Origin of the sequence: Comamonas sp. 17RB, assembly GCF_030056555.1 — a bacterium.
In the GTDB taxonomy this organism is placed as follows: Bacteria; Pseudomonadota; Gammaproteobacteria; order Burkholderiales; family Burkholderiaceae_C; genus Comamonas; species Comamonas terrigena.
Window position 1 is genome coordinate 550528 of record NZ_JASHHY010000001.1, and the last position, 12002, is coordinate 562529.

A 12002-nucleotide genomic window follows, 5' to 3' on the forward strand; every position below is an offset into this window, starting at 1 on the left:
GCCACCAGGCCCTCCAGCACTTGGCAATATGTAACTTCCACCCTGACCACCGGCACCACCTGTACCGCCTGTACCGCCTGTACCGCCGACGGTCCAGGAGCCTGGGTCCAAATTTGCGGTCCCCAACACATTCAAGACACCATTGACCCCCACCATGCCAGCGGAGCCAGGTGTGCCTGGGAAAGTCGGGGCAGAGTAAGCACCCGCCCCCCCAGTGCCCCCTGTCCCCCCCGTGCCACCAATCCACGCATCGCTGCTGGTTGAATACGAAAGCGTGTCACCTTGTGCAACGGTCTCCTCGCCTGTCACCGAAGTGAGCGCCCCGCTATGACCCAGCACCGGCCATGCCAAAGAACAAGCCACAACCAGAGGGATGACGGCAAACACCGCGCGGCTTTTCTCGCCAACGGTGGTGCGGGCGCACCGCGTGCTGCGGCTGGCCTTGCCGCCAGCGCGGGCATTTTCAGGCGCTGCCACCCAGCAGCCCAGGGTTGCATTCCAGATAGAGCGGTAAATGTGGTTCATACGAACGAAAAACTTTCAGTCAGTGTGTATTGCTGTCGGCATGTGCACCCAAGACCGCTTGGACACGGACTCTGGTCATTCACAACGGACTGAAAGTAACAACCACTTACAACGGTGTATATACCTAAACTTAGGTATTTTTTGCGCGCTGAATGTGGCGTTGCTGCGAGCCAGCAGGCCTGCTGCCGCTCACTCACAGCATCCCGGCAACATCCAGCACCTCGGGTGCGTTCTGGGCCACTCGGCAAATAGCGACCCGCGCTCGGCGGGCCTATCAAGGCGAAACCCTCCGTATCGCGCTGTTTGACCAGACCGACATGCGCCCTACCACGCCCGCACCGCCACCACCGGCACACTGGACGCCGCGAGTGACTGCAGTGCGGATGCCGCGCTGCTGCCCTTCACTACGGCCAGCACCAGCAACACGCCCAGCTTCCAGGCTTGCCGGCTTCTACCGGCATTCATGGGTGTTTCCTTGTTGACCCAGGGCATGCTGCCAGCGACCGCTCTGCCCTATCCTGTCCCGCATCCCATGGCCGCAATGGGCACTGCCACCACTGCGCATGTCCCCCGCACACACGCATGCACGCACAGGCACATCAAGCCAAATAAAAAGCCACGGCGTGGCTGCAGCGGCTTGTATGCTTTGCGGGGTTCTGCGCACTGGGAGATACGGGGAATCTGCGCCCAACACATGCAAGCGGCATGCTCGCAGAGCGCAGATCGGGCACCATGCCTCCACCCCGGCCGCTTTTGCTCTGCTTGCTCTGCCTGTATGACTTGTATAGCTTGTATGGATTGCATGCCCAACCCGAGAAACACGATGCGCCCCACCCCACCATTGCCCTGGCCCTTGCTGCTGACGCTGATCTCTTCCCTGCTGCTGGCGCCGCTGTCGGCGCAGGCGTCCTGCTACAAGCCATCGATGAGCTCCTATTCAGAGCCCTCGCCGCCATCCAGACCCTTCAAGCCGTACTGCGCCGCCATCAAGACCTGCCTGCAATGGGAGGTGGACAAATACCAGCGCGAGATGGAGAACTACGTGGAAGAGCTCAAGCGCTATGTACAGCAGGCGCACAAGGCCGCCCACACCTACGCGGAGGACGCTGTCAAATACGCCAAGTGCGAATTGAAAGAAGAGTGACGCCACCCTGCCCTGCAGCACTCCCCTCCTCATCGGCAGCGGCGTAATGGGAAATGGCGGGGCCTGTGGCAGCGCCTGACCTGGACGGAGCGGGTGGGGCGGGCAGCCCCATGCCAAGCACCGCTGCCTTGGCAGGCAAAGCCACTGTGCCCCCCGAAAAATGCCGGAAGAATGCGTTGTCGAGAACCGCTTGCGCATGGGGTTTGGCGGGCAAGCAAGAGTCCACCGTACTTCTGCCGAACCAGAGGCAGTCCATCTCGCTACACTAGGTTGCGTCGCTTTCTGAACCAGGTGGCAAACCGTGGCTGCACCCATCTCACCACTTCTTGGCTACACCGCACTCGGCCTGCTCGTCCTGTGGCGTGTGTTCACCCGCTTCAAGCGTGCGATAGGCCCCCAGCGGCTCTCGCGCTACCGGGCTCCACTCACGTTTGCCATCTACGGACCGCTCCTCCTCGCGGTCCTCTGGGCACTGGCTCCCCGGCCGGTGCTGATTGCCGAGCTGCTGGGGTTCATGGCAGCAGGCGCCGCCCTGGCAGCGGTGGCACTGCGCCAGACCCGGTTTGAGGCCAAGCCTGGCTTGCTGACGTACACCCCCTACAAACCCATCGCACTCGGTCTTGCGATGCTTTTTCTGGCCCGGCTGGCTTATCGACTGGTCGAGGTTTTCTGGCTGGCACCCGAGGTACATCGCAGCGCACGCGAATTTGTCAGCAGCCCGCTGTCGCTGGGCGCCTTGGGCCTGTTTGCGGGCTACACGCTGTGGTACACCCACGGTCTTGCGGCCTGGCGCCGCAGCGTGATCGCGGCCAAGCGCGCACGGGAAGCGGTGAATCGCTGAAGCCGGTCTGCGCATCGAACCAAAGCCCCCACAAGATCTTTTGCATGTGCAGCCCATGCCGGGCGATGGGGCGCTCACACATGGCCCATGGGCGCCCGGCGCGCCGCCGGATCGCACGACCGATCCGGCCTAACGCCGCCACCAACGGCCCAACCACTCTTCAAGAAACTCGGCCGGAACCACCAGGTCCTTGAACAGCAGGCTCAACAAAAGGCTTAACAGGACCAAGCCTAACAACAGTGCTTTGCGCTTGAGCTCCATGCGTATCTCCAATGAGGCTGTGGGCGCAGTCTAGGCAGGGCCCAACGCATGAATATGGCTGGCAGGTAAAGCCAGGTCACCGTTCTGTGAAGCCGGGCGGATTTAAGTCTTTCCTAAGTCTGGCAAACGCCCAATACAGCTGCAGAAGCGTTCTGCATCAAGCGTATGCACAGGAAGGAGTCGACCATGCAAGGCGATGCAATTGTTACCAGAGCCCATCGGCGATCTGTACCTTGGCTCACAGCGGCAGTGCTGGGAGTGTCAGCCCTCAGCGGATGCGTCGTGGCCCCCGCGCGGCCTGCCTATGCCACCGGCTACTACGACGACGGCGCAGTGTTCGCCGATGTGGCGCCGCCATCCCCCTATGTGGAGAGCATTCCCATCGCCCCGTTTGCGGGTGCCATCTGGATTGGCGGCTTCTGGGATTGGTCGGGTGGACGCCATGTATGGCGCCCTGGCCACTATGAACGGCCACGCCCAGGCTTCATTTACCGGCAACCAGGCTGGACGCACGGCCCGGATGGCCGCTGGATGCTGCACCGCGGTGGCTGGGACCACGGACGCCGCTGACCAGCGCCAAGGCTCGCAAGTCCCCTGCCGCGCTCAAGATCACTCCAGGGCGCATGCAAATGCAGATGCAGATGCAGATGCAGATACACATGCCATTGCGCGTCTTTAAATAAGACGCAGAGGCCGCCCCACCGCCCAAAGCCTGCTGGCCAGGCCGTACGGCGCCGCCATCCGGATCTGCCTGCAATGGGCAGTCGGCACACCCCTGCGCGACGGGAATCAGTCTGTGCCCTTGTGCCCCGCTGTCCACCAGCCCGCCCGGCCCGCGCCGCGCGGGCTTTGTCTTTTGGCGCCCTAGGCCTACCCCACCATGTCTACAGCGCAACCAAAATGGCTTGGACTGCTTGCCAGCACCTTGCTTCAAGGTCGCTTGTGCGCCCATCCAAGGACCCATCCATGAATGACACGCTCAACGCCATCACCAGCACCATTGCCAGTGAGTTTTCCGATGTACCAGACGCTGCCCAGGCCACCAGAATCGTGGTGCGCCTGTTCCTGGCCGCCGTCTTGGGCGGGCTGCTTGGCTGGCAACGGGAGGCCAACGGCAAAGCCGCCGGATTGCGCACCCATATGCTGGTGGCCATGGGATCGTCATTGATCGTGCTGGTGTCGCTGCAGTCCGGGGTGGATACCGCGAATGCGGCACGCGTCGTACAAGGGGTCATTACGGGCGTCGGCTTTCTCGGTGCCGGAGCGATCCTGAAATCCGATGGCGAGAATGCAGCCCCCCATGTCAAAGGCCTGACCACTGCCGCCGGACTGTGGCTCACCGCCGCCATCGGCGTCTGCGCAGGACTGGGTGAAGAGGCCACCGCCGTCATCAGCACCATCTTTGCGCTCCTGATCCTGAGCGTGATTCCCATGCTGACCAAAAGCAGCGTATCCAGACAGACACCGAAATCAGACCAGCCCTGAGCGAAGCTGCAGGCCACACATCGGCCTTGCTGACAACCGACACCCCGGCTGACCGCACAACCCCGGCCCACCGCCCCACAGACCCATTTTAAAAAGGAAACCCATACTGGGATTTGCCGGCCTACATGGAGACTTCGTTACATGACCGGAGACACGCCTCACAACGTCCACGCCGACTCGGCCGACTTCATACGCGCCTTGGGCCCCGTGACCAAACAGGGGCTGGCTTTGAGCCAGCGTGACGCATCCAGGATTCGCGAAGGTATCGCGGCAGCCATCGGCATCAGCGATGCGGAACTGGCCCGTCAGCTGTCCAAGGCCCAACGGGCCAAAAGCCAGGCAGACATAGACGCAGAGACCACCAGGCTGATACAGGCCATGCAGTCTCACTGAACGCCCTCCCACACCACCGCTCCGCCAGTCCCACCACTTGCGGGGATTTCTGTTTCTGCCCCGTGGCCACGCCACGCCCCAACAATCCCAGCAGCCACATCCATCCAGTGCTGCAGCATGCTATCGGGTCTGGGGCCCTGTGTGCCTGCTAACGCCCCACCAAGCCGCCGTACAGAACCAGTGACGCCAAAAGCAGTGCTTTCGCAACCACTACGGTCTTTGCGCTTCGCTGCCATACCACCGGGCCCGCGTATCTGTCGGCAGCCTTCCAGGTCGCAGCCCACCATGCGAACATGAAGACGAAGAAATACCCCCAGAGCATGGCTTTGAGAAACGGAACCATGGTGGCCGCGATGTACATGGCGGCAAGCCAGACGGCGAAACCACCCACACCGCCCCAGAACACAGTCCGCAGCGAATGGCCTCCCAAAAGATAGCCTGGAAGCAAACGTGAATGACTTTTTGTGCGCATGGTACTCATTGGGTGGATGACCCAATCCAGCATACACACGTCGCACCGTTCACCGCTTTCACCCCTTCCCCAACCCCGCCACTGCGGGGTTTTTCTTGTGGAAGACCGCATGGCAACCATGCCCCTGCCGACACTACCTGGGCCTGCAGCACTGGCCAGCAGCCCGGATCTGGGGGTGCTGTATCCAGAATCACTGCGCTCCGTCATTGCCCGCCTACAGGGCTTTCCACATAGAAACCGGCCCTACCAAGTTGCCCTGGCAGGGCGCCATCGACGCGGGCAGCCCGGTGATGGCCATGCCTTATCGCCGGTTTGGCCTTGGTAGCCAGGCCCCCAGTCACATCCGCGTGCGCACCCTGCTGCTGGAGCTGTGCACGCACAAGCGCCCACCGGCCGGCACCACGCCCCGCACGGTGGTTGTGACGGCCACCTGCCGCAACGGTGCCTGCGTTTGCCCCGACTGCGCACGCTACCTGCCGCGTTCTGCCCTCATGACCCGGACCATGGCCGAAATGAACCCGGTGCTCAATGCCCTGCGCAAAGACCGCATCCTGGCAAAGAAAAAGGCCAGCGGCCTGCGGGTGCTGACCGACGAAGAGGCGCTGCGCATCAAAACCGAAACAGACACCTCGGCGCGGGAGCTGGGACGGAATTTCAGCGTTGTGCACGCCTGCCGGCAGAACCGGACCTATCGCGAGCTTTCCGGCGTGCCGCACGTGGCCACCACCTCCCCCTGGGCCGGCCTTGCCATCCGGGCACAGCCCACCTGACCACCAATGCACCACACAGCCATCATCACCCTGGGCCAGATCAACGAGGCCCTGCACTTCGCTACCGTCAACGCGGCCCAGCTGGCGGAACTGGGTTTCCAGCCCCTGGATAACCGGGCCGTCTGCGAGGGCCTGCCGCCTGAGGCGGCCAAGCCGCTGCGCACCGCACGCATCTACCCCGCAGATGCCCTGCGCCTGATTCGCGCAGCCCTATTGCTGCGCTTGGCCCCAAATGGGGCTCCGGCCACGGCCGCACCCTACCCCCCTTCGAGCGCAAACGCGCCGACGACACCGAAGGCGGCGGAACCGATTAACCACCACCCTGGAAACTCCATGAACACCTACCTTACACTGCTGGCCCAGCGCGCCGAGTTGGACAAGAAGATCGAAACCGAGCGCGCCGCCGCGCGGCCTACGGCCCTGGCCACCCGTGCGTGAGCTGTGCGCCGAGCACGGGATCACCGCCGCCGACCTGGCGCCCAGCGCCAGCAAGGACAAGCCCCGCGCCGTTGGCAGCGTGCCGGCCAAGTACCGCAACCCGGAAACCGGTGATACCTGGACCGGGCGCGGCAAGGAGCCAGTGTGGATTCGTGGTCAGGACCGCGAGGCCTATCTGATCACCGCGGCCGCATAACACCGGCCGCCGTTCCCCTTATCACCCGCAGCGAGCGGGTTTTTTCATGCCGCGAAGGAGGCGGCGAACTATGCGCAAGCTCAAACTGTTCTTGGCTGTTGCTGCCCTGGCGACCCTGGCCGCCTGCGGCAGCAAGGTCGAAGTGCCGCCCGCCCATGTGGGCAAAATCATGACCAAGGACGGCTACCAGGAGGCCCTGATCCCAACGTCCAAATTCCGCCTCTCCGCGTGCTGGGCCTACTGCGACCGCCTCGTCCTACTGGACGTCTCGGACAAGGCCTACCAGGAAGCTCTGTCCATCTTCATTCCCGAGGACAAGTTGAACCTGGACGTCGCGGTGCGCGCCACGCTGAGCATCAACCCGGCCAAGACGGGCGAGCTGTTCAACGCGATCAGCCCTGAAGGCAATGATGGCGATATCTCTGTGATTGGCAATGAGCAGGTGTACCGCACCTACGCCAGCCAGATCATCCAGGCCGAGGTGCGCGAGTACCTGAGCAAGTTCAGCATCAGCGAAATTGCCTCGAGCAACGAGAAGATCAACGCTGACCTGCGCCTGCAACTGGGTAAAGTGATCGAGGCGCGCACCCCGTTCTCGGTGCGCTATGTGGGCATCACGAACTTCAAGTACCCCAAGATCATCACCGACGCCCAGGAGTCTGCAGCCGAGCGCCGCGAAGCCATCCAGAAGGAAGAGGCTCAGCTGGCCATCAGCAAGGCCCAATTAGAGCGCGAGCTGCAGGAAGCCCGCCTGAACCGCGCCATCGAAAAAGAGAAGGCGGAAACTGAAGCCATGGCTCAAGCCGTCCTGGCCCAGTCGGTGGACGGCCGCGTGCTGGAGCTGCGCAAGCTGGAGAACCAGCGCGCCTGGATCGATAAGTGGAATGGTCAGTTGCCCACCACCACCCTGGGCGACTCCACCCCCATGGTCAAGCTGAAATGATCCTGCTGCTGAACCTTCTGCCCTACCTTGTGGTGGCCGCCGGCCTGTTGCTGGGCATCAAGCTGCGCAAGGTTTGGATCTTCCTGGCCGCCTTGGCCCTGGCGGCCATCTACAACATGGCCCAGCCGTCGTATGCCCCCAAGGGCACGGTGCAGCGCAGCCAGGTCCCGGCCTTCACGGAGTCCAGCGCCAGCATCGAGGATCGCAACAGCAAGCCGGTTCCCGGTGATGTGCGGGACCAGCGTATGCGTGATGCTGTGCACAACGGCTTGGACTTCAAGCCCTAAACCAGTCGCCCTGGCTTCGGCCGGGGCGACACTGTCCCCACCAGGAGCATGAGCACAGGCCTTGCGCCTGTCCTGATTTCCCTGAACCCCAGCCCGCCCGGCCCAAGCCGCGCGGGCTTTGTCTTTTTTGGGGCCCCATGAAAGCAATCGACCTCTTTGCCGGTGCCGGTGGATTCAGCACCGGTGCCGCCATGGCCGGCGCCCAGGTTGTCTGGGCTGCAAACCACTGGCTAGTGGCTGTGCAGTACCACGCAGCCAATCATCCAGCTGCGGACCACCTGTGCCGGGATCTGCACCAGGCCGACTGGAGCCGCGTTCCCGCCACCGATTTGATGCTGGCAGGCAATCAAGAAAGGCGAATCACCAAACGGTTCACCCTCCACGACCTGCGCGCCTACTACACGACACAGCGCAAAGAAAAGACGACATGCCAGAGCTGCATGCGAACTCGGCCAAGACGGCCCGGGTCTATGACCGCTCCAAGGTCGTGAAGCGGTCTTCTTTGAAGTGACGCATATTCCCACCGTGGGAATAAAATAGAAAAGCCGCTACAACTTTGAGAGCTGTAGCGGCTTGCTATTTGTGGTGGGTCCTGCGAGATTCGAACTCGCGACCAACGGATTAAAAGTCCGCTGCTCTACCGACTGAGCTAAAGACCCACACGCCTTGCAAATCAAGAGGTTGTCTTGTTCAGCGAAGAATTCGATTGTAGCATGAAGATTTAGGTGGTCTTGGAAGATCCGGCAGAAAGTTGCTCCAGCACCCAGCCCGCCGCACACTGACCGAACGTGGCGGTCACGGCCACCACGGAACCATAGCCATGGCAGTTCAGGCTGCCGTCACCCTGCGACAGCTGGCACGATGCATCGGGCGGTGCCACGGCCTCGCGGCTGAACACGCAGGTCACGCCCATCTTCTTGCCGTCGCGCGGCGCGCCATATTCCTTGCGCAGGCGGTAGCGCAGCTGTGCCAGCAGGGGGTCGTGCGTGGTGGCGGACACATCGTCCACATCCACCTTGTGCGCCAGGCGCTTGCCGCCAGCGGCCCCCACCGCAATGAAGGGGTAGCGGCGCTTGCGTGCATGCACCGCCATGGCCAGCTTGGCCTTGACCTGGTCGCAGGCATCGATCACGGCATGGGCGCCTGCGGGCAGCAGCTCCAGCCAGTTCTCGGGCGTCACGAAATCTTCCACACAGTGCACCACGCAGTGCGGGTTGATCTGTGCAATCCGCTGGCGCATGGCGTCCACCTTGGCCATGCCCACGGTGGATGTCAGCGCATGGATCTGGCGGTTGATGTTCGACTCCGCCACATTGTCCAGGTCGATCAGCGTCAGGGTGCCCACGCCGCTGCGGGCCAGCGCTTCCGCCGTCCAGGAACCCACGCCGCCGATGCCGACCACCACCACATGGGCGGCGCGAATGCGCGCAGCGCCCTCTACCCCGTACAGCCGCTCCAGCCCGCCAAAGCGGCGCTGGAGATCGGCATCCTCCGGGGTCTCGGAAAAAGAAAGCGCCGCCGAAGACGGCAGCGCTTGTGCGAGGTTGTCGCCCATTACTTCAGTCGCGCCAGACGGTCTTTGGCCGCCACGGCGGCTTCCGAATTCGGATAGGCCTTCAGCAGGTCTTCCAGTGTCTTGCGCGCGGCCTTGGTGTCCTTCATCTCGATCTGGCAGTTCGCAATCGACAGCGTGGCTTCGGGCGCACGCTCGTGGTTGGGAACCGCTGCCAGCATGGAGCGGAAGTTGGCAATCGCCTCCTTGTAGTCACGCCCGGCGTACTGCGTGTTCCCCAGCCAGAAACGGGCCGAGGGCACGTAGCCGCTCTTGGGGTAGGCGTTCACGAAGGCGGCAAACGCCTTGCGCGCTTCAGGAAACTGGCCGCCACGGAACTGCGCCAGAGCGGCGTCGAAGTCCCGTTTCTCGGCCGGGTCGGCAGTGAACTGCTGACCATCCACCGTCACCTGAACCGGCTCGAACTGGCGCAGGCGGTCATCGACCCCTTGCGCCATGTCCTTTTGCTTGCGCTGCAGCTCCGACGCCTCACGCACCAACTGCTCGTTCTGACCGGTCAGACGTGCGACGTCCGAGCGCAAGGACTCGATCTGCTGCTGCAGATCCAGCACGCTGCGGCGCACCTGCGACATTTCGTCGCTGTGGCGCTGCTGCATGGCGTCCACGCGCTGGCGCACCTCCAGGATGGCACGGCGCGCTTCGTCGTCGGAAAAAAGGGCAGCCTGGGATGCGGTTGCAGTGATCGCCAGCAAAGCGGCGGCACACACACCACGCAGGCGCGGCAGACGGAGTTCGGAGCTAGCAGACATCATCAACGGTAGGACAGCTCAGCGCGACGGTTTTGGGCGAAGGCGTCTTCGGTGTTGCCGGTGGCGGCAGGCTTTTCCTTACCGAAGCTCACAGCTTCCATCTGGCTGTCGTTCACACCCAGCACGCCCAGTGCACGGCGCACGGCTTCGGCACGCTTTTGGCCCAGGGCCAGGTTGTACTCACGGCCGCCGCGTTCGTCGGTGTGACCTTCGATCACGACCTTGCGGTTGCCGCTTTCCTTCATGAAGCGTGCGTGGGCTTCGATCTGGGCTTGTGCGTCCGACTTGATGCTGTAGCTGTCAAAGTCGAAGTACACGATGCGGCTCACGCCCACGGGGCCTTGGCCGTTGGCAGCGGAACCGGACAGGTCCACGCCAGCCACGCTGCTTTGACCGGTGCCAGCACCGTTGGCGCCGCCGGAAGCCAGCGTGCCGTCCTTGTTGGCCGAGTCATCCAGCTTCACGCCGGAGCTGCAGCCAGCCATCAGGGCCACGACGGCCATTGCGAGGGAAAGACGTTTGAAATCGATCATTGGATTTTCTCCAAATAGTGGTTTGTTTTAGGTTGCGAAAAAAGGTACTGATCTCAGTATTTTTGGTACGGACCCCAGTCGGGTTCCCGTATGTCTCCACTCTGACCCGCCAGTCGCGCCTTGATCTTTCCGTCGAGCGTTGTAGTCATGAGTGCTTCACGACCGCCCTGCTTGGTGGCGTAGACAATGAGTCGGCTATTCGGGGCAAAACTTGGGCTTTCATCTTCCGACGTATCGGTCACTGCCGTCACGGATCCGGATGCCAGATCCATCACATGCAGTTTGAAGCCTCCTCCCACACGCGAAATGTAGGCCAGCCATTTGCCGTCTGCGCTGACACTGGGAGAGATGTTGTAGTTGCCGCTGAAGGTCACGCGCTGCGCGCCGCCTCCGGATGCGGCCACCTTGTAGACCTGGGGCGCACCGCCCCGGTCGCTGACAAAGTAAATCGTGCGGCCGTCGCTGGAGAAAGCGGGCTCGGTATCGATGCCGCTGCTTTGCATCAGGCGGCGCGGTTCTCCGCCCTGGGCGGAGATGGTGTAGAGCTGCGACGAGCCGTCGCGCGTCAAGGTCACCGCCAGCGAACTGCCATCGGGCGACCAGGCCGGCGCGCTGTTGGAGCCGCGGAAATTGGCGATCAGGCGGCGGCGGCCCGAGGCGATGTCGTGCACATAGACCACCGGCTTGCGCGACTCGAACGACACATACGCCAGCTGGCTGCCGTTGGGCGACCAGGCGGGCGAGATGATGGGCTCGTTGCTCGACAGCGCCGACTGGGCGTTCTCGCCATCGGCATCTGCCACCCACAGCACATAGCGCTTGCCGGCCTTGGTCACATAAGCGATGCGGGTCGAGAAAACGCCCTTCTCGCCGGTCAGCTTTTCATAGATGTAGTCGGCAATGCGGTGGGCCACCAGGCGCAGATCGGCCTGCGTCACGGCATAGCCCTGGCCGCCCAGGTCCTGGCCCTTGACCACATCCCACAGGCGGAAACGCACGTCATAGCGGCCATCGGCCAGGCGGGTGATGGAGCCACCGGCCAGCGAATCTGCGCCCTTCTGGCGCCACACGCCCACGTCCGGGCGGGTGGTTTCGTCCAGCTGCACGCCGGCGGCATCCACGCTGCGGAACAGGCCGCTGCGCTCCAGGTCCGCCTTGATGATGGCGGCAATCTTTTGGGGCGCAGTGTCTTCGCCGCGGAACGCGGGCAGCGCAATAGGCAGTTGGGTCAGGCCCACCCCGGTCACTTCCACGCGGAATTGGGCGAATGCTGGCAGTGCAGAAACAGAAGCCATGGCAGCCAGAACGCTGCGGCGTGACGCCAGCGGCACCGCCGCTGTCAAAGAGGGGGTGGTTGGTGTACGTTCAATAGTCATTGTCAGCCATCAAGTG

At 63.0% G+C, this 12002-nt stretch carries 18 protein-coding genes, 1 tRNA gene and 1 pseudogene; 11 read left to right on the top strand and 9 right to left on the bottom strand.

Annotated features, from left to right (window positions below; genetic code table 11):
* Nucleotides 1-393: 393 nt before the first annotated feature.
* Together QM470_RS21425 and QM470_RS02290 are read right to left on the bottom strand one after the other, a co-directional pair.
* Nucleotides 394-525, bottom strand: a pseudogene (locus tag QM470_RS21425) (ESPR domain-containing protein); the annotation flags it as partial.
* A 324-nt stretch (nt 526-849) separates the two neighbouring features.
* Entirely contained in the window at nt 850-990 is a 141-nt protein-coding gene (locus tag QM470_RS02290) for a hypothetical protein (protein ID WP_283337992.1), read from the bottom strand.
* Nucleotides 991-1348: 358 nt separating this feature from the next.
* On the opposite strand from QM470_RS02290, the gene QM470_RS02295 reads away from it, so the two are divergent.
* Both QM470_RS02295 and QM470_RS02300 read left to right on the top strand, forming a co-directional pair.
* Nucleotides 1349-1669: a hypothetical protein gene (locus QM470_RS02295; protein ID WP_283337993.1), complete on the top strand. Its 321-nt coding sequence runs from the start codon at nt 1349-1351 to the stop codon at nt 1667-1669.
* A gap of 301 nt (nt 1670-1970) precedes the next feature.
* Nucleotides 1971-2510, top strand: coding sequence for a CcdC protein domain-containing protein (locus tag QM470_RS02300; RefSeq protein WP_283337994.1), 540 nt, complete (start codon nt 1971-1973; stop codon nt 2508-2510).
* 129 nt (nt 2511-2639) lie between these two features.
* On the opposite strand, the gene QM470_RS02305 is transcribed toward QM470_RS02300, so the two are convergent.
* Entirely contained in the window at nt 2640-2771 is a 132-nt protein-coding gene (locus QM470_RS02305) for a hypothetical protein (protein WP_283337995.1), read from the bottom strand.
* 282 nt (nt 2772-3053) lie between these two features.
* Here QM470_RS02305 and QM470_RS02310 point away from each other — a divergent pair, with 282 nt between their 5' ends.
* The 3 genes from QM470_RS02310 to QM470_RS02320 all read left to right on the top strand — a co-directional run bounded on the left by QM470_RS02310 (nt 3054) and on the right by QM470_RS02320 (nt 4649).
* On the top strand, nt 3054-3341 hold the full coding sequence (locus QM470_RS02310) for a hypothetical protein (RefSeq protein ID WP_283337996.1): 288 nt from the start codon (nt 3054-3056) through the stop codon (nt 3339-3341).
* 396 nt (nt 3342-3737) lie between these two features.
* Nucleotides 3738-4256 (top strand): MgtC/SapB family protein, encoded by a 519-nt coding sequence (locus QM470_RS02315; RefSeq protein WP_283337997.1) that lies wholly within the window; start codon nt 3738-3740, stop codon nt 4254-4256.
* Nucleotides 4257-4397: 141 nt separating this feature from the next.
* A complete protein-coding gene (locus QM470_RS02320; protein WP_283337998.1) occupies nt 4398-4649 on the top strand; it encodes a hypothetical protein in 252 nt (83 codons plus the stop codon).
* 148 nt (nt 4650-4797) lie between these two features.
* Here QM470_RS02320 and QM470_RS02325 read toward each other — a convergent pair whose 3' ends face one another.
* The gene (locus QM470_RS02325; protein ID WP_283337999.1) at nt 4798-5154 is read right to left on the bottom strand and encodes a hypothetical protein; all 357 of its coding nucleotides are present in this window, start codon (nt 5152-5154) and stop codon (nt 4798-4800) included.
* A 314-nt stretch (nt 5155-5468) separates the two neighbouring features.
* Here QM470_RS02325 and QM470_RS02330 point away from each other — a divergent pair, with 314 nt between their 5' ends.
* From QM470_RS02330 to QM470_RS02355, 6 genes are all read left to right on the top strand, one after another.
* Nucleotides 5469-5891, top strand: coding sequence for a hypothetical protein (locus tag QM470_RS02330; RefSeq protein WP_283338000.1), 423 nt, complete (start codon nt 5469-5471; stop codon nt 5889-5891).
* A gap of 6 nt (nt 5892-5897) precedes the next feature.
* Nucleotides 5898-6329, top strand: coding sequence for a hypothetical protein (locus QM470_RS02335; RefSeq protein WP_283338001.1), 432 nt, complete (start codon nt 5898-5900; stop codon nt 6327-6329).
* Complete coding sequence (locus QM470_RS02340; RefSeq protein ID WP_283338002.1) at nt 6322-6525, top strand: H-NS histone family protein; 204 nt, start codon at nt 6322-6324, stop codon at nt 6523-6525. The genes QM470_RS02335 and QM470_RS02340 overlap by 8 nt, the downstream gene beginning before the upstream one ends.
* 70 nt (nt 6526-6595) lie before the next feature.
* Entirely contained in the window at nt 6596-7468 is an 873-nt protein-coding gene (locus QM470_RS02345) for an SPFH domain-containing protein (protein WP_280011106.1), read from the top strand.
* Nucleotides 7465-7755 (top strand): hypothetical protein, encoded by a 291-nt coding sequence (locus tag QM470_RS02350; protein ID WP_283338003.1) that lies wholly within the window; start codon nt 7465-7467, stop codon nt 7753-7755. Before QM470_RS02345 ends, QM470_RS02350 begins: the two co-directional genes overlap by 4 nt.
* Before the next feature lie 137 nt (nt 7756-7892).
* Nucleotides 7893-8246, top strand: a complete 354-nt coding sequence (locus QM470_RS02355; RefSeq protein WP_283338004.1) for a DNA cytosine methyltransferase — start codon at nt 7893-7895, stop codon at nt 8244-8246.
* Between the two features lie 92 nt (nt 8247-8338).
* Here the strand turns inward: QM470_RS02355 and QM470_RS02360 are convergent.
* From QM470_RS02360 to tolB, 5 genes are all read right to left on the bottom strand, one after another.
* Nucleotides 8339-8414 (bottom strand) — tRNA-Lys (locus tag QM470_RS02360).
* Between the two features lie 62 nt (nt 8415-8476).
* Nucleotides 8477-9310 carry a tRNA threonylcarbamoyladenosine dehydratase gene (locus QM470_RS02365; protein ID WP_066532980.1) on the bottom strand — a complete coding sequence of 278 codons (834 nt, stop codon included), beginning with the start codon at nt 9308-9310 and terminating at the stop codon, nt 8477-8479.
* On the bottom strand, nt 9310-10077 hold the full coding sequence (gene ybgF, locus QM470_RS02370; protein ID WP_283338005.1) for a tol-pal system protein YbgF: 768 nt from the start codon (nt 10075-10077) through the stop codon (nt 9310-9312). Before ybgF ends, QM470_RS02365 begins: the two co-directional genes overlap by 1 nt.
* Nucleotides 10078-10079: 2 nt before the next feature.
* Nucleotides 10080-10610: a peptidoglycan-associated lipoprotein Pal gene (gene pal, locus QM470_RS02375; protein ID WP_280011111.1), complete on the bottom strand. Its 531-nt coding sequence runs from the start codon at nt 10608-10610 to the stop codon at nt 10080-10082.
* A gap of 53 nt (nt 10611-10663) precedes the next feature.
* Entirely contained in the window at nt 10664-11986 is a 1323-nt protein-coding gene (gene tolB / locus QM470_RS02380; RefSeq protein ID WP_283338006.1) for a Tol-Pal system beta propeller repeat protein TolB, read from the bottom strand.
* Nucleotides 11987-12002 lie beyond the last annotated feature (16 nt).